The sequence below is a fragment of the Azotobacter bryophylli genome (assembly GCF_042643485.1).
Classification (GTDB): domain Bacteria; phylum Pseudomonadota; class Gammaproteobacteria; order Pseudomonadales; family Pseudomonadaceae; genus Azotobacter; species Azotobacter bryophylli.
On the sequence record NZ_JBHRSJ010000019.1, the window covers coordinates 32,271 to 53,195 of the forward strand.

Sequence of the window (20,925 nt, forward strand, 5' to 3'; positions counted from 1 at the left end):
GGATTACGCAGGCAGTTATCAGATTTTTCGCATGTGTATGTTCAGGGTCTGGATGCGGTAGGCGATCTGCCGCGGGGTCATGCCCAGCAGGCGAGCGGCCTTGGCCTGGACCCAGCCGGCCTGTTCCAGGGCGGCGATCACCCGCTCGCGGTCGTCCAGGGCCTCGTCGGCCAGGTTGACCTCGGGCAGCGGCGCGGATAGTACCGGGCTGTCGTTGTCCAGGCCGGTCAGGGAGACCACGTCGCGGGTGATGGTGCCGTCCTCGCTCATGATCGCCGAGCGCTCCAGGCAGTTCTCCAGCTCGCGCACGTTGCCCGGCCAGCGGTGGCTCATCAGCAGGCGGATGGCGCTGTCGGTGACGGTCAGGGGGCGACCCTGCTGGCGGCCGATCTTGCCGAGGAGGAATTCGGCCAGTTCGGGGATGTCGGCGGTGCGCTCGCGCAGCGGCGGGATGCGGATGGCCATGACGTTGAGGCGGTAGTAGAGGTCTTCGCGGAACTTGCCCTTTTCCACCTCGCTCTCCAGGTCGCGGTTGGTGGCGGCGACGATGCGCACGTTGACCTTCACCGTCTGATTGCCGCCGACCCGCTCGAACTCGCCCTCCTGCAGCACGCGCAGCAGCTTGGCCTGGAACATCGGCGAGATCTCGCCGATCTCGTCGAGGAACAGGGTGCCGCCGTCGGCCTGCTCGAAACGCCCCTTGCGCTGCTTCACGGCACCGGTGAAGGCGCCCTTCTCGTGGCCGAAGAGTTCGGATTCGAGCAGGGTCTCCGGCAGCGCGGCGCAGTTCAGGCGCACCAGCGGACGGTGTGCGCGCGGCGAGTTGTAGTGGATGGCGCTGGCGATCAGCTCCTTGCCGGTGCCGGACTCGCCGAGGATCAGCACGGTGCTGTTCCACTTGGCGACCCGCCGCACCTGGTCGAAGACCCGGCGCATGGACGGGGTGTGGCCGACCACCATGTTCTCGAAGCCGTACTTGCCGCGCACCTCGCGGCGCAGCTCGTCGCGCTCGTTGGCCGCCTCGCGGCCGTCCTCCATGTTGACCACCAGGCGCACGCTCTGCGCCAGCAGGTTGGCGACGATTTCGAGGAAGCGCGTGCGCTCGGGCATCAGGTTGTCGGCGCGGCTGTCCGGCTGCGCGGCCAGCACGCCGATGGCGTTGCCCTCGGGGTTCCTGATCGGCACGGCGATGAAGGGCAGCTCGAGGTCGTACAGGGCCAGGCGGTCGAGGAAGCGCGGGTCGGAGGAGATCCGCCCGAGCACCACGCTTTCGCCATGCTTGAGGACGTGGCCGATGATCCCTTCGCCGCTGCGGTAGCGGACCCCTTCGCTGGCCTGGATCACCGACTCCGACTCGGCGTGCACGGCGCCGATCTGCAGGACGCCGTGCTCGGGGTCGGAGATGGACACCAGGCCGTGCAGCAGGCCCAGGTCGTTGTGCAGCACGGCGAGAACCTGTTCGAGGATCTCCTCGATCTGCTGCACCCGGCTCAGGGTCCGGGCGATGCGGGCCAGGGCCTGCAATTGGTTGTCGAACAGCTCGGACTGGGTTGGCCTAGCCGAGCGCTGTGGAATGGTTGCGTTCATTGGCATGCACTTCCCTGATCAACTGGAGGCCGAGAAAGGCAGTTCGACGACCACCCGACATCCGTCACGGTAGCTGTTGTCCACATGCACCATGCCGGCATGCTTGTTGACGATCTCCTGGACCATCGGCAGCCCCATGCCGCGCCCGCCGCGATGCGGCGGTTTGGTGCTGAAGAAGGGTTCGAACACCTTGAGCGTCAGCTCGGGGGGGATGCCCGGACCGCTGTCGGTGATTTCCATGCGTACCACCTGGTGCTCGACCCGGGTGCTGATGAACAGCTCGCGGCGGCCCGGGTTCTGGCTCATGGCCTCGATGGCGTTGTCCACCAGGTGCTTGATCATCGCCCGCAGGCCGCTTTCCGCGCCCATCACCCAGGGCAGGCGCATGGCCGGCTTCCAGTCGACGACGATGCCCTGCGCCAGCAGCTGGTCGGTGCAGAGGGTGACCACCTCGCGGATCAGCTGGTTGATGTTGACCGGCATCTTGGCTTCTTCCATCCGCACCGGGATCGAGCCGCTGAGGCTCTCCAGGGCCTCCATGCCGGCCTGGCTGGCTTCGCGCATGGCGCTCAGCACCGGATCGTTCTCGGCCTTGTCGCCGAGGCGCCGCTCAAGCATGCGCATCGCCGCGCTGATCAGGTTGACCGGGCCCTGCAGGCGGTGGATGGCGCCGTTGAAGGTCTCGCGCATGCCGTCCAGCAGTTCCTCTTCGGCCATCAGCGCCTTGAGGGTGTTCATCCGCGAGTCCTGCTGGCGCTGGCGCAGTTCGGAAATGTCGTTGAGGGTCAGCAGCAGGTAGCGCTCCTCGCCAGGGGCGAAGAACACGTCGGGCTGCTCGCCCTCGACGTGGATGGCCACGCCGTGGCAGGACAGCCAGCGCGGCGAGCGCCCGCCCAGGTCGAAGGAGATCTCCTTGCCGGAGAAGGCCTTGCCCTGCTGTTCCAGGGCCTCGAAGTGGCTGGCGAGGTTCTCCCGCAGCAGGGCGACCAGGGCCTCGCTGCCGGCGTCCTCGCCCATCAGCTCCCGGGCCAGGCGGCAGAAGCTGGGATTGGACAGCATCACCCGGTCCTGGCGGTTGAGCACCACCACGGCCGCGGGCGCGGCGTTGACCACCGCCTCGATCATCAGCCGCTGGTTGTTCACCCGCTGCTCCAGCTCGTGCAGCTCGCTGGTGTCGCGGTGCATGCCCAGGTAGTAGATGGCTTCGCCTTGCTCGTCGAGCACCGGGGCCACGGTCAGCTCGGCGAGATAGAGGCTGTCGTCCTTGCGCCGGTTGATCAGCACCCCGGACCAGGGCTTCTTCTGCGCCAGTCGGCCCCACAGCGCCTGGTAGACCAGGCGCGGCGTGGTGCCGTTGGAAAGCATCGATTCGTTCTTGCCGATCACTTCCTCGCAGCTGTAGCCGGTGATGCTGGAGAAGGCGCGATTGGCGTAAAGGATGTTGGCCTTGAGGTCGGTGATGGAGATGGCGATGGGCGCGTGCTCCACCGTCTGCCGGAAGACCTCGGGCAGGAGCTCCACGCCTTCGGCGTGGGGCGATTGCGGCGTATTGCTGAGGGAGGGTTTCGCCTGGGTCATGCTTTGCCTCGTCTATCCATGGAAATCAGCGGGCGTCAGGGCGTGACCTGAAGGATTTAGCAATTCCTGTGCCGCGTCGAAAACGGCCCTGCCGAAGGCGGAAAGCCGCGGAAATCGCGGGATTGGGGGCTTTTGAGGGGATTTCTGTGCGAAAGCGCACATCTGCCGCGAGCCATCCCGGAGAGCCCTGTTGCAAACCTGACAAATGTCGGAGAGGGCCTCTGGGCGGCTCGGGAAAAAACTGCTGTTTCATTGATCCAGATCAAGGTTTTCCGCGGCCTCCCGGCCCCGCCGTCGGCATTTCCGGCCGTGGCATGCTTGATGCACTACCCCTCGGCAACGCGGTCGTGCCCGACAAGGGTGCGCCGATGGCTCAACCGAGTGGGTGGACGCTATGGATTACGTGCTTTTTCTGGTCGGCACCGTACTGGTCAACAACGTGGTGCTGGTGAGATTCCTGGGGCTGTGCCCGTTCATGGGCGTATCGAGCAAGCTCGATCCCTCGCTCGGCATGGGCGTGGCCACCACCCTGGTGATGACCCTCGGCGGCATGAGCAGCTGGCTGCTCGAGCACTACGTGCTGCAGCCCCTGGGCATCGGCTTCATCCGCATCCTCGCCTATATCGTGGTGATCGCCGGCATGGTGCAGCTGATCGAGATGATCATCCGCAAGGTCAGCCCGGCGCTGTACCGCTCCCTCGGCATCTACCTGCCGCTGATCACCACCAACTGCGCCGTGCTCGGCGTGCCCCTGATCAGCGTGCGCGAAGGACACGGGCTGGCTCAGGCGACGCTGTTCGGCTTCGGCTCGGCACTCGGCTTCTCCCTGATCATGGTGATCTTCGCCGGCCTGCGCGAGCGTCTGGCCCTGGCCAGCGTGCCCGCCGCCTTCTCCGGTCCGCCGATCGCCTTCGTCACCGCCGGGCTGCTGGCCCTGGCCTTCATGGGCTTCGGCGGCCTGATCTGAATCCGCAACTGGCAACTGGAAGACCGGCCGGGCCGGCGAAGGAGGCAACGATGCTGATGGCAACCCTGACACTGGCGACGATGGGCGTGCTCCTGGGAGCGGGGCTCGGCGTGGCGGCACGCAAGTTCGCGGTGACCGACGACAACCCGCTGCTCAAGGAGATCGAGGCGCTGATGCCCGGCAGCCAGTGCGGGCAGTGCGGTTTTCCCGGCTGTTCCGCCGCCGCCGGGGCGCTGGCCGAAGGCAGCGCCCCGGTCACCTGCTGCCCGCCCGGCGGCGTGGCCCTGGCCGAGAGGCTCGCCGAGCTGCTCGGCGTGACGCTGGACGCCGGACAGATGAGCGCGCCGCTGATGGCCAGCATCGATTCCGCGCAGTGCACCGGCTGCACCCGCTGCTACCGGGCCTGCCCGACCGACGCCATCGTCGGCGCCAGCGGGCAGATCCACAGCGTGCTGCAGAACGCCTGCACCGGCTGCGCCAAGTGCCAGGAGGCCTGTCCCGAGGACTGCGTCAGCCTGGCCCCGCAGGACCCGAACCTGGACAACTGGCGCTGGGCCAAGCCCCAGGCCGCCTGAGTCGATCACGGAGCACTCGCATGTTCAATCTCGCCCGCATCCGCGGCGGCATCCACCCGGCCGCCCACAAGGATCTCTCGGCGGTGTTGCCGATCGGCAGCCTGCCGCTGCCGCCACGCCTGTACCTGCCGCTGCGTCAGCATGCCGGGGCCGAGGCCCTGCCGCTGGTGCGGGTCGGCGACCGGGTGCTCAAGGGGCAGCTGCTGGCCTTCTCTCCCTCGGAGGTCTCGGCGCCGATCCACGCGCCGAGTTCCGGGCGCATCGTCGCCGTGGGGCCGATCCCCGCGCCGCACCCCTCGGGCCTGACGGCCAACGGCCTGGTGCTGGAATGCGACGGCGAGGACCGCTGGATCGAACTGGACGTACCGGTCGATCCCTTCTCGGAAGATCCGCTGAAGCTCGCCGACCGGGTCGCCCGGGCCGGCGTGGTTGGCCTCGGCGGGGCGATCTTCCCGGCGGCGGTCAAGCTCAAGCAGGGCACCCGGCACGAGATCAAGACCGTGCTGGTCAACGGCAGCGAATGCGAGCCGTACCTGACCTGCGACGACCGGGTGATGCGCGAGCGGGCCGAGGAGATCGTCGACGGCGCCCGGTTGATCCAGCACATCCTGCGCGCCTACAGCGTGGTCATCGCCATCGAGGACAACAAGCCCGAGGCGCTGGCCGCCATGCGCGCCGCCGCCGCCTCCCACGGTGCGGTCGAGGTGGTGGCGGTGCCGGCGCTGTACCCCATGGGCTCGGCCAAGCAGCTGATCCAGGCGGTCACCGGCCGCGAGGTGCCGGCCGGCGGGCGCAGCACCGACGTCGGCGTGCTGGTGCACAACGCCGGCACCGTCTACGCCATCCAGCAGGCGCTGCGCCACGGCCGGCCGCTGATCTCGCGGGTGGTCACGGTGTCCGGCAGCTGCGTGCAGACCCCGCAGAACCTGGAGACCCTGATCGGCACCCCGGCCCAGGCGCTGTTCGACGCCTGCGGCGGTTTCAGCGGCGAGCCCGCCAGCCTGTTGCTCGGCGGACCGATGATGGGCGTGGTCCTGCCCTCCACCCTGGTACCGGTGATCAAGGGCGCCACCGGCCTGCTGGCGCTGGCCAAGCACGAGATGCCGCGCGAGGAGGCCTCGCCCTGCATCCGCTGCGCGAGTTGCGTGGACGCCTGCCCGATGGGCCTGACCCCGCTGGAAATGGCCGCCCGCGCACGGGTCGACGACCTCGACGGGGCCAGCGAATACGGCCTGCGCGACTGCATCCTCTGCGGCTGCTGCTCCTACGTCTGCCCCTCGCACATCCCGCTGGTGCAGTACTTCCAGTACGCCAAGGGCCAGCAGGACGAGCGCCGCAGCGCCGCGCGCAAGAGTGAGTACATCAAGCAGCTGACCGAGGCGCGCGCCGCCCGGCTGGCCGAAGAAGAGGCCGCCAAGGCCAAGGCCAAGGCGGAGAAGGCGGCCAAGGCCGCCGAAGCCAAGCAGCGCAAGGCGGCCAAGACGGACAACGAGGAGGTGCAATCGTGAGCAGTATCGGAGTCGCCTCCGGGCCCTTCGCCCACGACCGTTCCACGGTCAACCGCGTCATGCTGCAGGTCTGCCTGGCCCTGGCGCCGGCGACCGTCTTCGGTCTCTACCTGTTCGGCTGGCCGGCGATCGACCTGTGGCTGATCACCTGCGCCGCGGCGCTGGCCACCGAAGCGGCCTGCCTGAAGATGCTCGGCCAGCCCATGCGCCGCCTGCTGGATGGTTCGGCGCTGCTCACCGGCTGGCTGCTGGCCCTGTCGCTGCCGCCGTGGGCGCCCTGGTGGATCGGCGTCGGCGGCAGCGTCTTCGCCGTCGGCATCGGCAAGCAGCTCTACGGCGGCATCGGCCAGAACCCGTTCAACCCGGCGATGCTGGCGCGGGTCGCGCTGCTGATCGCCTTCCCCCTGCAGATGACCACCTGGGCGCTGCCGCAGCCGCTGCTGTCGGCCGGCTCGCCCGGCTTCCTCGACGGCTTGGCGATCACCTTCGCCGGCGCGCCGCTGGCCGACGGCACCACCGGGGCCACCGCGCTGGGCGGCCTGAAGACCGAGCTGACCCTGAACCATACCGCCGAGGACATCCTGGCGCGGAACTTCCAGCTGGTGCCGGCATTGCTCGGCCACAGCGCCGGCAGCCTCGGCGAGACCTCGGAACTGCTGATCCTGATCGGCGGGCTGTGGCTGATGGCGCGGCGCATCATCCACTGGGAAATCCCGCTTTCCATGGTGCTCGCGGTCATGCTGCCGGCGGCCTTCGCCCATCAGGTCAACCCCGAGCGCTACCCCGACGCCTTCTATCACCTGGCTTCCGGCGGTCTGCTGCTGGGGGCCCTGTTCATCGCCACCGACCCGGTGACCTCGCCGATCAGCCGCTGGGGCCGGCTGATCTTCGGCGCCGGCTGTGGCCTCCTGGTGTACGTCATCCGTACCTGGGGCAGTTTCCCCGAGGCGGTGGCCTTCGCCGTGCTGTTCATGAACGCGCTGACGCCGCTGATCGATCGTTACTGGCGTCCCCGCGCCTACGGCCGCAACGCCCGCGGCAAGCCGCTGGTGGCGGCCAAGTGGACCAGTCAGGTGAAGGAGGTGGACAAGGTATGAGCCAGACAACCGAGACTACGGCGGCTTCGCCGTCGCTGCTGGAGCGCTGGCGCTCCCGGGTCGAGTACCAAGGCCTCTCCCTGGGCCTGGTCTGCGCCCTGGTGGCCCTTGCGCTGCTGGTCGCCGATAGGCTCACCCACGAGCAGATCGACGTGCAGATGCAGCAGGACCGCCTGGCCGTCCTGCGCCAGGTACTGCCCGAGCAGCTGTACGACAACAACCCGCTGGCCGAGGCCTTCAAGCTGCAGGACCCGCAGCTGGGCGAGGTAGAGGTCTACCCGGCCCGGCTCGCCGGCAAGCTCACGGCGATCGCCTTCCAGACCAGCAACATCGGCTACGGCGGGCCCATCGTCCAGCTGATCGCGATCGACAGCCACGGCCACATCCTCGGCGTGCGCGTACTGAGCCACAAGGAGACCCCCGGCCTGGCGGACAAGATCGAGATCAGCAAGAGCGAGTGGATCACCGTGTTCGACGGCCTGTCGCTGGAAAACCCGACGCTGGACAAGTGGAAGGTCAAGAAGGACGGCGGCCGGTTCGACCAGTTCGCCGGCGCCACCATCACCCCGCGGGCGGTGGTCAAGAGCGTGCTGCAGGCGCTGCAGTTCCAGCAGCGGCAAGCCGACCAGATCTCCCAGCAGGAGGCACAACCATGAGCAGCCAATGCGGAGCCCCCGTCGCCGCCGCGACGGAAAGCAAACGGCCGTGGCACTACTTCACCTCGGCCCTGTGGGACTACAACGTCGCCCTGGTGCAGATGCTCGCGCTCTGCCCGACCCTGGCGGTCACCACCACCGCCACCAACGGCCTGGGCATGGGACTGGCGACGACCCTGGTGCTGGTGCTGACCAACGCGCTGATCTCGTCGCTGCGCCACACCATCTCCCCCGAGGTGCGCAACCCGGTGATGATCGGCCTGATCGCCGGCGTGGTGACGGTCATCGACATGGCGATGAATGCCTGGATGCACGAGCTGTACAAGGTGCTCGGCCTGTTCATCGCGCTGATCGTGACCAACTGCGCGGTGCTCGGCCGCGCCGAGTCGTTCAGCCTGAAGAATCCGGTCATCCCGTCGATCCTCGACGGCGCCGGCATGGGCATCGGTTTCACCTGGGTGCTGGTGATCATCGGCGGCATCCGCGAGATCCTCGGCAGCGGCACCCTGTTCTCCCAGGCTTCGTCCCTGCTCGGGCCGCATTTCCAGTGGCTGGAGATCACCGTGCTGCCGGGCTTCCAGGGCATCCTGCTGGCGATCCTGCCGCCCGGTGCATTCATCGTCCTGGGCTTCCTCCTGGCCGGCAAGCGGGTGCTCGACCGCCGGCGCGCCGAGCGCCGGGTCAAGACCCATGGCGAGCTGATCGTGCTGCAGCAGTGAAGGAGTCGAAGCGATGAAAGTTTCCGTGGTGTACGCGGCCGCGCAGCAGCCGCTGCTGCTGAGCTGCCAGGTCGAGGACGGCGCCAGCGTCGAGCAGGCCATCGAGAAGTCGGGCCTGTTGCGCTGCTGCCCGGATATCGATCTGAAGAAGCAGAAAGTCGGGGTGTTCGGCAAGTTCGTCAAGCTCGACAGCCCGTTGAAGGACGGCGACCGCGTGGAGATCTACCAGCGCATCACGCGGGTGCTCGACGACGATGACGACGACGATGACGATTGAGTGAGCCGCGCACAGCGGGCCGCTCGGCGAGAGTGGCCCGGCGCGAGTAGTACGGATGGGCCGCCCGCCCCGGGCCGCCCGGATGAGAGTCGCCCAGGAGGCCGCTTATGGAAATGCCCATGAACATGAGTCGCGAAACCGCGCTGCGCATCGCGCTGGCCGCCCGGGTCCTGCCCGGCATCGGCGTCGGCCGGCTGCTGGAGATGCTGCACCAGAGCATCGAAGGCCCGCTGACCGAGGAAAGCCTGCAGACCATCACGGTCACCAACCTCAAGACCGGCTTCGCCAGCGCCGACGGCGAGGAGGACGGCGAGGACATCAGCGTCGGCCTGCCGGCGATCAAGGAAGCGGTGCGCATCCTCTGGGGCGAGATGGGCTCCGAGAGCCTGCCGAAGCCGGTGGTCCTGGAGCAGGTGCCCGAGCGCTCGATCCGCGTGGCCATCGCCTCCAACACCGGCGAACGGCTGGACGGCCACTTCGGCTCCTGCCTGCGCTTCCTGGTCTACCAGGTCAGCGCCGAGGAGAAGACGCTGGTCGACGTGCGCTCGGCCCTGGAGGCGGATTTCGCCGAGGACAAGAACGGCTTTCGCGTCGACCTGATCCGCGACTGCCAGGTGCTCTACGTGGTGTCCGTCGGCGGTCCGGCGGCGGCCAAGGTGGTCCGTGCCGACATCTACCCGATCAAGCGGATCGAGGGCGGCGAGGCGCAGGAGATCCTCGCCGAACTGCAGTCGGTGATGGCCGGCTCGCCACCGCCGTGGCTGGCCAAGCTGCTCGGCGCCTCCGCCGAGGAGCGGGTGCGCTTCGCGCTCTCGGAAGAGGTGGCCTGATGAGCGAAGAGCGCCTGTTGATCGCCGTGGCCATCGACCGCAACGACCGGGTCGCCGGCCACGCCGGCCGTGCGCACCGCTGGCGGGTGTACGACATCTGGCCGGGCGAGGCTCCGGACGGCGCCTACACCATCGAGCTGGACGAGCATGCCTGTCTGCACGAATGGCACGTCTGCCAGTACCCCGAGCGCCATCCGCTGCACAGCGTCGACCTGGCCATCGCCGGGAGCGCCGGCGACGGCGTGATCCGTCGCCTCGGCGAGCGCGGCGTGCTGCTGCTCACCACCGGCGAGAGCGATCCGCTGCGGGCGGTCAAGGCCCTGCTGGCCGGCGACCTGCCGCCCGGCAAGCCGCACGACGAGCACGAGTGCGGCGGCGAAGGGCACCGGACCCACGCGTAGTTCCCGTCAACAGCCGAGGAGGCCGCCATGGACGCCCCCGTCAACCTGAGCCGCGAGGCCGCACTGCGCATCGCCCTGGCCGCCCGGACCCTGCCGGGGACCTCGGTCGGCCAGTTGCTCGGCATTCTGCGCCAGCAACTCGAAGTCCCGCTGACCGAGGAGACGCTGCAGCGGGTCACGGTCAGCGATCTGAAGATCGGCCTGGCCGGTTCCGAAGAGGATGTCGATATGCTCGACACCCCGATGTCGGCCCTCAAGGAGGCGGTGCGCCTCCTCTGGGGCGAGCCCCTGGACCAGCCGCCGCCCGCGCCGTCGCCGCTCGGGCAGGTGCCACCCCATTCGATCCGGGTGGCGGTGGCCTCCAACAGCGGCGACTGGCTGGACGGTCATTTCGGCTCCTGCCGGCGTTTCCTCGTCTACCAGGTCGACGCCGAAGCCATCACCCTGCTCGATGTGCGTCCCACCGAGGGCGCCGATCTGGCCGAGGACAGGAACGGCTACCGGGTCGGGCTGATCCGCGACTGCCAGGTGCTCTACGCGCAGACCATCGGCGCCCCGGCCGGCTCCAAGGTGGTCCGGGCCGGCATCTACCTGCTGACCAGGATCCAGGGCGGTAGCGCTGCCGACGTCCTCGTCGAGCTGCAGCGAGTGATGGCAGACGCACCGCCGCCCTGGCTGGCCAAGCTGCTGGGCAAGGGCGCGCAGCGGCGCCTGCGCTTCAGCGTGCCGGACGAGGAAGAGGCGGAGGACTGAGCGGCCGGCCGCGGGCGTTCGCTCGCGCGGTCCGTGACAAGGTGAAACACAAAATCGGTCGTGTTCCGCGACCCGCGATGGTATCCGTTCTGGGGTAGGTACGGCGGGCGCTGCATCGGTCCGTCGCGCAGATCGTCAATCCCTTGCCCGAAGAGAGAGCCATGCTGCAGACGTTTCGTCTGATCCTCAAAACGGTCCGTTATGTGGGCTGGTCGCTGTTCTGGTTGCTGATCTGGGACATCATCGTCACCGCCTACTACATGCTGTTCCTCGACAGCCGGGTGAGCTTTCCCCTGATGCCCCTGACCCTGGTGGGTTCGGCGCTGGTGGTGCTGATCAGCTTCAGGAACAGCAGCGCCTACAACCGCTGGTGGGAGGCCCGCACCCTGTGGGGGGCGATGACCAACAACTCGCGCAGCTTCGCCCGCGAGGTGCTGACGCTGGTGGACGACCCCGACGGCCTCAATCCGGTGAAGGCGACCCTGCTGCGCCGGCAGGTGGCCTACACCAGGAGCCTGGCCGCGCAGCTGCGCGGCGAGGAATGTCCCACGGAGGTCGCCACGCTGATCCCCGCCGAGGAATACGAGCGGCGCAGCCAGACCAACAACTTCGCCAACAACGTCCTGCAGGGCTCCGCCGCCCTGCTGGCCGGCGAATACCGGGCGGGACGGCTGGACAGCATCGGCTTCATGCGCCTCGAGTCGACCATGGTCGAGCTCTCCAACTGCCAGGGCGGCCTGGAGCGGATCGCCAACACGCCCTTGCCCTATCCCTACGCCTATTTCCCCGGCCTGTTCATCAGCCTGTTCTGCATGATCGTGCCCATCGGCCTGGTGGATTCGCTGGGCTGGTTCACCCCGCTGGCCTCCACGGTGGCCGGCTTCATGCTGCTGGTGATCGAGCGGATCGGCGCCGATCTGCAGAGCCCGTTCCAGAAGAGCGAGCATCAGATCCAGACGGACGCGCTGTGCGCCAACATCCAGAAGAACCTCGATGCCATGCTGCGCGACGCCGCCAGACGGGGCGCCCGGGCGCGCGTGGCGAGCTGAGCGCGGGCTCAGTCGCCCAGCCGTTCGTAGCGTTCCTGGCGGAAGCGGGGCGTGCAGATGCAGTAGAACACCAGCTCGGTCTCGCCGACGTTGCGGATCTGCTGCGGCGTGCCCGCCGGGATCAGCACCAGGTCGCCGGGGCCGACCTCGCCTTCCAGCGGCCCGCCGAAGCCGACCCGGCCGCACCCCTCGACGATCAGATAGCGCTCGACGATGCCGTGCAGGCGATGCAGCTGGGTGGTCACGCCGGGGGCTACGCTCGCCCGGGCGACCGAGAGGCCGGGCGAGCCGGCATGGTTGAGCAGCTCGAGAATCCGGCAGCGCTCGGCGGTGAAGAAGCTCGCCGCCGGATCGGGACGGATGATGCTGGGCTTCATGGGGATGTCCTCCCGTTCGCGCGTCCGGCGCCGCCGGGCCGGTGCGGACTCATGCCGGGGCCTCCTCGCCGTGTCCGGCCGTCACGCGACCGACCGCGCCGGCCTCGGCCATGCGCTTGAGGGTCACGTAGTCGATCTTGCCGGAGCCGAGCAGGGGCAGGGCGTCGAGCGGCACGATCACCCGCGGCACGGCCAGTTCCGGTACGCCCTGGGCCCGGGCCGCGGCGAGCAGCTGCTCGCGGGACAGCGCGGGCGCGCTGGTGAACAGCACCAGGGCCTCGCCCTTGGCAGCGTCGCTGCGGGTGGAGGCGGCGTGGGCGAATCCCGGCGCGGCGCCGGCGGCGATGCTTTCGACCAGCTCCAGCGAGACCATCTCCCCGGCGATCTTGGCGAAGCGCTTGAGCCGGCCGCGGATGAACAGGAAGCCGTCGTCGTCCAGTTCGACGATATCGCCGGTGGCGTACCAGCCCGCCTCCCGGCCCGCCGGCGGCTGGAGCTCACCGGGGCGCTCGTGGAGCAGATAGCCCAGCATCAGGTTGGGCCCCTTCACGTGCAGGGCGCCGCCGCCTTCGATGCCCGGCACCGGCTCCAGCGCGTATTCCATGCCCGGCAGCAGCTGGCCGACGCTGCCGCGGCGGCAGGCCATGGGCACGTTGAACGCCACCACCGGGGCGCATTCGGTGACGCCGTAGCCCTCGAGGATGCGGATGCCGAACTTCTCCTGCCACAGCTGGCGCACGTCCTCGGCCAGCCGCTCGGCCCCGGCCACCACGTAGCGCATGCGGCCGAAGTCGTAGGGATGGGCGTGTCGGCCGTAATGGGCGAGGAAGGTCGAGGTACCGAACAGCATGTTGCAGTCGCGGTCGTAGACCAGCTCGGGAATCGCCTTGTAATGCAGCGGGCTGGGGTAGAGGAACACCTTGCAGCCGGCCACCAGCGGCAGCAGCGCGCCGCAGGTGAAGCCGAAGGAATGGAACAGCGGCATCGCCATCATGAACTTGTCGTGCGGGGTGAAATCCGCCATCGCCCGGATCTGCGCGACGTTGGCCAGCAGCGAGTCGTGGGAATGCACCACGCCCTTGGCCTTGCCTTCGGAGCCGGAGGTGAACAGCACCAGCGCGGCGTCCCCGGGGCGCTGGAAGGCGGCGGCGCGGCGCGGGAACAGCAGGTGCCAGAGGACCCAGAGCTTGTCGCCGGCGCCGAACTGCGCGCGGAGGTCCTCCAGGTAGTGCACGCGGATACCGGGCATCTGTACCAGCAGGTCGGTCAGGTCGGCCTTCTGCAGGAAGGTGCGCGAGGCGACCACGCTGCGGATGCCGGCGGCCGCGCAGGCCGAACGCAGACCTTCGGCGCCGGCAGTGTAGTTGAGCATGGCCGGGATGCGCCGGCCGAGCGAGAGACCGAGCAGCAGCGCGAGGGTCGGGGTGGCGTTCGGCGCCAGCACGCCGACCACCTCGCCGGGGACCGTCTGGCGGCCGAGGATGCGGGCGATGCCCAGGGCCATCTTCAGCAGGGAACCGTAGGAGTCCTCGCGCAGGCGCACGTCCTCCACCAGCCGGTAACGGCTGCCGAACTGCGCCCGCGCCTGGAGGAAGGCCTCGAACAGGGTGTGCCGCGGACGGGTGGCGACCAGCATCTCCTGCAGGATCTGCCGCAGCTGCTCGCCGGCGGGACGACGGCGCAGCCGGGCCGAGGGCTGCCCGGAGAGGTCGATGCGCCGCGGCGGCTGGATGAACAGGCGGATCTTCGGCAGCAGGCGGCGCGGAAAGAGGCCGCCCAGGCGGCCGAAGAAGCTGCGTCCGGCGCCCTCGATGCGGATCGGCACCAGGTTCGCGCCGGTGCGGGCGGCGACCAGGGCGGCGCCGTCGTAGACCTTCATCAGCGAACCGGTGCGGGTGATCCGCCCCTCGGGAAAGATCGCCACCGGTCGTCCGGACTCCACCAGCCGCACGATCTGCTTGATCGCCAGCGGGTTGTCCGAATCCACCGCCAGATGGGAGGCGAAGCCGAGCAGGAAGCGGAACAGCGGACGGCTGGCGATTTGGGTATGCACCACGAATACCGGATCGACCGGCAGGAAGGCCCAGAGCAGCACGCCATCGAGGAAGGATTCGTGGTTGGCGACGATCAGCGTGCGCGGATCGCGCAGCGGCCCGGGATCGCCCAGGACTTCGACGCGAAACAGCAGCTTGAGCAGGATGCGCAGGACGCTCTTGAGCATTGTCACTCCCTTGTCGGACTTGGCACGGGTGCCCGTCTGGCCGGGCGGAGGGAGGATGACGATTGGCGCGAGAAAGTCAAACCGGAGGGAGACGGGCGGAGCTTTGCCGACCCGCAAAAAAAAGACCCCCCTGGAGGGGGGGTTAGGCTAAATGGCCTAATGGAGCATCCGTGCTGCGTGAATCAAACCGGACCGCGATGCTCGCGCTGAACCTTGCTGACGAAGGCCAGGCATTCGCTGAAGCTCAGACTGTCGAACTTGGGCTTGTAGGCGGCGAGGCCCTCGGCCATGGTGATGACCTTGTCCTCGGCGCTCTGACCCTTGAAGTCCTCCTTGTCGAGGCGCAGGTCGTCCATCAGGGTGTTCCAGGCGGCGCCGCCGTCCGGATGGGGCAGCAGAATGATGCCGACGCCGTCGAGGTCGGTGGTCAGCGACTTGGTCAGATCCTCGACGTAGAACAGCACGCGGATGTCGGCGGCCAGATCGTTGCGGTAGCGCTCGACGAACAGCGGTACCTCGGCCAGATGGGCGACGATGCCGCTGATCATGCTGATCTTGCCGTCCTTGACCAGCAGGGTGGCCTGCTTGACCACCGCGGTCGGCGGCAGACGGCGGCCGGCGTCGTCGGCGATCTCGCCTTCGGTCAGCACCAGATCCCCCCGATAGGCCTCAGTGCCGGCCTGGCTGGTCGGGCCCTTGACGCTGAGGTTGCACAGCAGGTTTTGCGCTTCGTAGGTTTTCAACAGCATGGTCGTGCTCTCTTCTCGGTGGATCGGATCAGGCCACCTGGGTGGCGGTGGGGCAGGCGAGGTCGAGCAGGTCGCTGCAGTCGGCCTCGATCAAATGCAGGTTCTTGCGTTCGCAGACCTTGCGCTCCTTGGCGCTCGGGTCGGCGATCAGGACCCAGCCGGCCGGATCGGCGGCATCGTGGATCAGGTCGCTCATCACCATGCGCTCGGTGTCGCGGTTGAAGCGCATGCCGAGGAACAGGTAGCGCTTGTTCTTGCGCAGCTGCTTGATCCAGGCCGGCACGGCGAAGCCGCCCATCAGCTCGGTGATGTAATCGACGAAGTCGGCATCCGAGGCCACGTAGCTCGGCTTGGGCAGCGGCGTGCCGAGCGGCTTGAACAGCACCGGCAGGGCGGTGTCGACCTCGTTCAGGCTGATGCTGCGGTACTGGCCGTCGTCGAACTGGTAGAGATCGAAGCGATAGGGGGTGGCGGCGATGCGCGCGGCGCCGACCACCAGGGTGTGCTTGCGGTCGGCATAGCAGCGCTGCAGCAGGGTGTCGCGGTTGCAGTCGATCACGTAGGGCAGGTTCAGGCCGGCCAGCCAGGCGTGGAAGGGCGAGGCGCTCCAGTTGTCGCCGCCGTAGGTCTCGTTGAGGAAGCGCTCGATGTAGCTGCGCCCCTTCTTGTTTTCCAGGTGCATGGCGGCCCGCGGGAATTCGTACATCAGCCGCGGCGCCATGGGCTGGCCGCCGGTCATGGCGAGGATCAGGCTGTCGCTGTCGGCCGGCATCGGCTTGCCGGTCTGCCGATCGACCACGCCACGCAGCACGCCGGGCCCCAGGTAGGGAACGATGTCGCCGGCGCCGAGCTGCGCAAGGACTTCCTTTATCAAGCTGTTGTTCACGGGACTCTCCTGCTGGGTATGGGGCGTAAGAGCGGGAATAACCACGGCAATATGCGCGCCATATTCGGCAGAAGTTTGCAACTTGTTGATATGACGACAATTAACTAAAAAAGTCGGAAATAACGAAGTTGCCAGATAACAACAAGAAGAGAACTCGGTACGACAAATTGTCAGTTTTGCAACATCGATTAAAACGCTCGGGTAATTGTCCTCGCGGGGCATTCTGGAAGTTTGTTGGGTTGTCGTCATTGCAACATGGGCATTTCCCCATTGTTATATATCGCACTGCCTCAAAGTGCCTTTTCTTGCAGGATAATTCTTTCAAAAACAGTTAGTTATAAATGTTCCTCAGTCGCTGGCACAAACACTGCACCTGGGACTTTGCGCGGGCTCTTTCGTGCCTACGGCCCACTTTCAAAGTGGTAACGAAACCTGAGGAACTCAATTATGGCTATGCGTCAATGCGCTATCTACGGAAAGGGTGGGATCGGTAAATCGACTACCACTCAGAACCTCGTGGCTGCCCTGGCCGAGATGGGCAAAAAAGTGATGATCGTCGGTTGCGACCCGAAAGCCGACTCCACTCGCCTGATTCTGCACTCCAAGGCTCAGAACACCATTATGGAAATGGCTGCCGAGGCCGGCACCGTCGAAGACCTCGAGCTGGAAGACGTGCTCAAGGTCGGCTTCGGCGGCGTCAAGTGCGTTGAGTCCGGTGGTCCGGAGCCGGGCGTCGGCTGCGCCGGCCGCGGCGTGATCACCGCGATCAACTTCCTGGAAGAGGAAGGCGCCTACGACGAGGACCTGGACTTCGTGTTCTACGACGTACTGGGCGACGTGGTGTGCGGTGGCTTCGCCATGCCCATCCGCGAGAACAAGGCTCAGGAAATCTACATCGTCTGCTCCGGCGAGATGATGGCCATGTACGCCGCCAACAACATCTCCAAGGGCATCGTGAAGTACGCCAACTCCGGTGGCGTGCGTCTGGCCGGCCTGATCTGCAACAGCCGCAACACCGACCGCGAAGACGAGCTGATCATCGCCCTGGCCGAGAAGCTGGGCACCCAGATGATCCACTTCGTGCCGCGTGACAACGTCGTGCAGCGCGCCGAAATCCGCCGTATGACCGTGATCGAGTACGACCCGGCCGCCAAGCAGGCCGACGAGTACCGCGCTCTGGCCAAGAAGATCTACGAGAACAAGAAGCTGGTCATCCCGACCCCGATCACCATGGACGAGCTGGAAGCCCTGCTCATGGAATTCGGCGTGATGGAAGAAGAAGACCTGAGCATCGTCGGCAAGACCGCTTCCGAAGAAGCCTGATCGCTCCGCTTCAGTAGGACGGGGCAGGGCAGATGGGCCCTGCCGGGGTGTCGCACTGCGCGGCGCGCAGTGCGGCGTATCCGTTACCCGCAAATGAACGCAAGGCAAGAGGAGTCATACCATGTCCGGTATGTCACGCGAAGAGGTCGAAAGCCTCATCCAGGAAGTCCTGGAAGTTTACCCCGAGAAAGCCCGCAAGGACCGCGCCAAGCACCTCACCCCGAATGATCCGAGCCTGGAACAATCGAAGAAGTGCATCACCTCCAACAAGAAGTCGCAGCCGGGTCTGATGACCATCCGCGGCTGTGCCTATGCCGGTTCCAAGGGCGTGGTCTGGGGTCCGATCAAGGACATGATCCACATTTCCCACGGCCCGGTAGGCTGCGGCCAGTATTCGCGTGCCGGCCGGCGCAACTACTACATCGGCACCACCGGCGTTAACGCCTTCGTCACCATGAACTTCACCTCGGACTTCCAGGAGAAGGACATCGTCTTCGGCGGCGACAAGAAGCTGGCCAAGCTGATCGACGAGATCGAGACCCTGTTCCCGCTGAACAAGGGCATCTCCATCCAGTCCGAGTGCCCGATCGGCCTGATCGGCGACGACATCGAAGCCGTCGCCAAGCGCAAGGCCGCCGAGCACGAGACCACCGTGGTGCCGGTGCGCTGCGAAGGCTTCCGCGGGGTTTCCCAGTCCCTCGGCCACCACATCGCCAACGACGCCGTGCGCGACTGGGTGCTGAGCGCTCGCGACGACGACAACTCCTTCGAAACCACCCCGTACGACGTGGCCATCATCGGCGACTACAACATCGGCGGTGACGCCTGGTCCTCGCGCATCCTGCTCGAAGAAATGGGCCTGCGCGTGGTCGCCCAGTGGTCCGGCGACGGCTCCATCTCCGAGATCGAGCTGACCCCGAAGGTCAAGCTGAACCTGGTGCACTGCTACCGCTCGATGAACTACATCTCCCGCCACATGGAAGAGAAGTACGGCATCCCATGGATGGAGTACAACTTCTTCGGCCCGACCAAGACCGTCGAATCCCTGCGCGCCATCGCCAAGCAGTTCGACGAGAGCATCCAGGCCAAGTGCGAGGAAGTCATCGCCAAGTACAAGCCGGAATGGGACGCGGTGGTCGCCAAGTACCGTCCGCGCCTGGAAGGCAAGCGCGTCATGCTCTACATCGGCGGCCTGCGTCCGCGTCACGTGATCGGCGCCTACGAGGACCTGGGCATGGAAGTGGTCGGCACCGGCTACGAGTTCGCCCACAACGATGACTACGACCGCACCCTGAAGGAAATGGGTAGCGCCACCCTGCTGTACGACGATGTCACCGGCTACGAATTCGAAGAGTTCGTCAAGCGCATCAAGCCCGACCTGATCGGCTCCGGCATCAAGGAAAAGTTCATCTTCCAGAAGATGGGCATCCCGTTCCGTCAGATGCACTCCTGGGACTACTCCGGCCCGTACCACGGCTTCGACGGCTTCGCCATCTTCGCCCGTGACATGGACATGACCCTGAACAACCCGTGCTGGAACAAGCTGCAGGCTCCCTGGCAGAAGGCTGAAGAAGCCTCCGAGAAAGTGGCCGCCAGCGCCTGATATTCGCCGTAGTGCACAACGTCCCGCTGCAGGCCGGGGCACAGCTCGGTCTGCAGCCGGTATCCGACATCGCCGTCACAGATGAGTGAGGCGTAGGAGAGAGTCATGAGCCAGCAAGTCGATAACATCAAACCCAGCTATCCGCTGTTCCGCGACGAAGAATACAAGGAGATGCTTGCCAAGAAGCGCGATGCCTTCGAGGAGAAGCATCCGCAGGACAAGATCGACGAAGTCTTCCAGTGGACCACCACCCAGGAATACCAGGAGCTGAACTTCCAGCGCGAAGCGCTGACCGTCAACCCGGCCAAGGCCTGCCAGCCGCTGGGTTCGGTGCTCTGCGCCCTGGGCTTCGAGAAGACCATGCCCTACGTGCACGGCTCGCAGGGTTGCGTCGCCTACTTCCGTACCTACTTCAACCGTCACTTCCGCGAGCCGGTGTCCTGCGTGTCCGACTCGATGACCGAAGACGCCGCGGTGTTCGGTGGTCAGCAGAACATGAAGGACGGCCTGCAGAACTGCAAGGCCACCTACAAGCCGGACATGATCGCCGTGTCCACCACCTGCATGGCCGAGGTCATCGGCGACGACCTCAACGCCTTCATCAACAACTCGAAGAAGGAAGGGTTCATTCCGGACGAGTACCCGGTGCCCTTCGCCCACACCCCGAGCTTCGTCGGCAGCCACGTCACCGGCTGGGACAACATGTTCGAGGGCATCGCCCGCTACTTCACCCTGAACCACATGGATGACAAGGTGGTCGGCAGCAACCACAAGGTCAACGTGGTTCCGGGCTTCGAGACCTACCTGGGCAACTTCCGCGTCATCAAGCGCATGCTCAAAGAAATGGATGTCGGCTTCAGCTTCCTCTCCGATCCGGAAGAGGTGCTGGATACCCCGGCCGACGGCCAGTTCCGCATGTACGCCGGCGGCACCACCCAGGACGAGATCAAGGACGCGCCGAACGCCATCACCACCCTGCTGCTGCAGCCGTGGCACCTGGAGAAAACCAAGAAGTTCGTCGAGGGCACCTGGAAGCACGACGTACCGAAGCTGAACATCCCGATGGGCCTGGACTGGACCGACGAATTCCTGATGAAGATCAGCGAAGTCACCGGCCAGCCGATCCCGGCCAGCCTGGCCAAGGAGCGCGGCCGCCTGGTCGACATGATCACCGACTCCCACACCTGGCTGCACGGCAAGAAGTTCGCCATCTGGGGCGACCCGGACTTCGTCATGGGCCTGGCCAAGTTCCTGCTGGAGCTGGGTTGCGAGCCGACTCACATCCTCTGCCACAACGGCAACAAGCGCTGGAAGAAGGCGATGGACGCCATCCTCGAAGCCTCGCCGTACGGCAAGGACTGCACCGTCCACGTTGGCAAGGACCTGTGGCACCTGCGCTCGCTGGTCTTCACCAACAAGCCGGACTTCATGATCGGCAACAGCTACGGCAAGTTCATCCAGCGCGACACCCTGCACAAGGGCAAGGAGTTCGAGGTTCCGCTGATCCGCATCGGCTTCCCGATCTTCGACCGCCATCACCTGCACCGCTCCACCACCATGGGTTACGAGGGCGCCATGCAGATGCTGACCACCATCGTCAACGCCATTCTCGAGCGTCTGGACGAGGAAACCCGCGGTATGCAGACCACCGACTACAACTACGACCTGGTTCGCTAAGTCGCAAGGTAGTCACTGCCGGGGCGGCGCTCGCCGCCCCGGCACCCTTTCCGGCGGCTGCCGCGGGCTCTCTCTCCTGGCCCGCGGCAGCC

The 20,925-nt window shown here is 66.6% G+C and carries 20 protein-coding genes; 14 read left to right on the forward strand and 6 right to left on the reverse strand.

Annotated elements, in window-relative coordinates:
* Positions 1-18: 18 nt before the first annotated feature.
* On the reverse strand, positions 19-1,587 hold the full coding sequence (gene nifA, locus ACFOJE_RS10620; RefSeq protein WP_377814313.1) for a nif-specific transcriptional activator NifA: 1,569 nt from the start codon (positions 1,585-1,587) through the stop codon (positions 19-21).
* A gap of 18 nt (positions 1,588-1,605) precedes the next feature.
* The gene (nifL, locus tag ACFOJE_RS10625) at positions 1,606-3,165 is read right to left on the reverse strand and encodes a nitrogen fixation negative regulator NifL (protein WP_377814314.1); all 1,560 of its coding nucleotides are present in this window, start codon (positions 3,163-3,165) and stop codon (positions 1,606-1,608) included.
* A 394-nt stretch (positions 3,166-3,559) separates the two neighbouring features.
* Here nifL and rsxA point away from each other — a divergent pair, with 394 nt between their 5' ends.
* The 11 genes from rsxA to ACFOJE_RS10680 all read left to right on the forward strand — a co-directional run bounded on the left by rsxA (position 3,560) and on the right by ACFOJE_RS10680 (position 11,997).
* Positions 3,560-4,132: an electron transport complex subunit RsxA gene (gene rsxA, locus ACFOJE_RS10630; RefSeq protein WP_377814315.1), complete on the forward strand. Its 573-nt coding sequence runs from the start codon at positions 3,560-3,562 to the stop codon at positions 4,130-4,132.
* A gap of 50 nt (positions 4,133-4,182) precedes the next feature.
* Complete coding sequence (locus tag ACFOJE_RS10635) at positions 4,183-4,707, forward strand: RnfABCDGE type electron transport complex subunit B (RefSeq protein ID WP_377814316.1); 525 nt, start codon at positions 4,183-4,185, stop codon at positions 4,705-4,707.
* 20 nt (positions 4,708-4,727) lie between these two features.
* Positions 4,728-6,215, forward strand: a complete 1,488-nt coding sequence (gene rsxC / locus ACFOJE_RS10640) for an electron transport complex subunit RsxC (RefSeq protein WP_377814317.1) — start codon at positions 4,728-4,730, stop codon at positions 6,213-6,215.
* Positions 6,212-7,312, forward strand: a complete 1,101-nt coding sequence (locus tag ACFOJE_RS10645; protein ID WP_377814318.1) for an RnfABCDGE type electron transport complex subunit D — start codon at positions 6,212-6,214, stop codon at positions 7,310-7,312. Before rsxC ends, ACFOJE_RS10645 begins: the two co-directional genes overlap by 4 nt.
* Positions 7,309-7,968, forward strand: coding sequence for an electron transport complex subunit RsxG (gene rsxG, locus ACFOJE_RS10650; RefSeq protein ID WP_377814319.1), 660 nt, complete (start codon positions 7,309-7,311; stop codon positions 7,966-7,968). The genes ACFOJE_RS10645 and rsxG overlap by 4 nt, the downstream gene beginning before the upstream one ends.
* Complete coding sequence (locus ACFOJE_RS10655) at positions 7,965-8,687, forward strand: electron transport complex subunit E (protein WP_377814320.1); 723 nt, start codon at positions 7,965-7,967, stop codon at positions 8,685-8,687. The genes rsxG and ACFOJE_RS10655 overlap by 4 nt, the downstream gene beginning before the upstream one ends.
* Positions 8,688-8,700: 13 nt before the next feature.
* A complete protein-coding gene (locus ACFOJE_RS10660) occupies positions 8,701-8,964 on the forward strand; it encodes an RnfH family protein (protein WP_377814321.1) in 264 nt (87 codons plus the stop codon).
* A gap of 119 nt (positions 8,965-9,083) precedes the next feature.
* On the forward strand, positions 9,084-9,794 hold the full coding sequence (locus ACFOJE_RS10665) for a dinitrogenase iron-molybdenum cofactor biosynthesis protein (RefSeq protein ID WP_377814322.1): 711 nt from the start codon (positions 9,084-9,086) through the stop codon (positions 9,792-9,794).
* The gene (locus ACFOJE_RS10670; RefSeq protein WP_377814323.1) at positions 9,794-10,195 is read left to right on the forward strand and encodes a NifB/NifX family molybdenum-iron cluster-binding protein; all 402 of its coding nucleotides are present in this window, start codon (positions 9,794-9,796) and stop codon (positions 10,193-10,195) included. Before ACFOJE_RS10665 ends, ACFOJE_RS10670 begins: the two co-directional genes overlap by 1 nt.
* Before the next feature lie 27 nt (positions 10,196-10,222).
* Positions 10,223-10,948 (forward strand): dinitrogenase iron-molybdenum cofactor biosynthesis protein, encoded by a 726-nt coding sequence (locus ACFOJE_RS10675; protein ID WP_377814324.1) that lies wholly within the window; start codon positions 10,223-10,225, stop codon positions 10,946-10,948.
* Positions 10,949-11,109: 161 nt separating this feature from the next.
* Positions 11,110-11,997 (forward strand): bestrophin family protein, encoded by an 888-nt coding sequence (locus tag ACFOJE_RS10680; RefSeq protein WP_377814325.1) that lies wholly within the window; start codon positions 11,110-11,112, stop codon positions 11,995-11,997.
* A gap of 8 nt (positions 11,998-12,005) precedes the next feature.
* On the opposite strand, the gene ACFOJE_RS10685 is transcribed toward ACFOJE_RS10680, so the two are convergent.
* The 4 genes from ACFOJE_RS10685 to ACFOJE_RS10700 form a co-directional block, all read right to left on the reverse strand.
* The gene (locus tag ACFOJE_RS10685; RefSeq protein WP_377814326.1) at positions 12,006-12,374 is read right to left on the reverse strand and encodes a cupin domain-containing protein; all 369 of its coding nucleotides are present in this window, start codon (positions 12,372-12,374) and stop codon (positions 12,006-12,008) included.
* 49 nt (positions 12,375-12,423) lie between these two features.
* Positions 12,424-14,595 carry a bifunctional acyl-ACP--phospholipid O-acyltransferase/long-chain-fatty-acid--ACP ligase gene (gene aas / locus ACFOJE_RS10690; protein WP_377814327.1) on the reverse strand — a complete coding sequence of 724 codons (2,172 nt, stop codon included), beginning with the start codon at positions 14,593-14,595 and terminating at the stop codon, positions 12,424-12,426.
* Between the two features lie 182 nt (positions 14,596-14,777).
* Positions 14,778-15,344 carry a hypothetical protein gene (locus ACFOJE_RS10695; RefSeq protein WP_377814328.1) on the reverse strand — a complete coding sequence of 189 codons (567 nt, stop codon included), beginning with the start codon at positions 15,342-15,344 and terminating at the stop codon, positions 14,778-14,780.
* A 28-nt stretch (positions 15,345-15,372) separates the two neighbouring features.
* Complete coding sequence (locus tag ACFOJE_RS10700) at positions 15,373-16,230, reverse strand: SIR2 family protein (RefSeq protein ID WP_377814329.1); 858 nt, start codon at positions 16,228-16,230, stop codon at positions 15,373-15,375.
* A 447-nt stretch (positions 16,231-16,677) separates the two neighbouring features.
* On the opposite strand from ACFOJE_RS10700, the gene nifH reads away from it, so the two are divergent.
* The 3 genes from nifH to nifK all read left to right on the forward strand — a co-directional run bounded on the left by nifH (position 16,678) and on the right by nifK (position 20,833).
* Complete coding sequence (gene nifH, locus ACFOJE_RS10705; RefSeq protein WP_377814330.1) at positions 16,678-17,553, forward strand: nitrogenase iron protein; 876 nt, start codon at positions 16,678-16,680, stop codon at positions 17,551-17,553.
* Between the two features lie 121 nt (positions 17,554-17,674).
* Entirely contained in the window at positions 17,675-19,156 is a 1,482-nt protein-coding gene (gene nifD, locus ACFOJE_RS10710) for a nitrogenase molybdenum-iron protein alpha chain (protein ID WP_377814332.1), read from the forward strand.
* A gap of 105 nt (positions 19,157-19,261) precedes the next feature.
* Entirely contained in the window at positions 19,262-20,833 is a 1,572-nt protein-coding gene (gene nifK, locus ACFOJE_RS10715; RefSeq protein ID WP_377814333.1) for a nitrogenase molybdenum-iron protein subunit beta, read from the forward strand.
* The last annotated feature ends 92 nt before the right edge of the window (positions 20,834-20,925 follow it).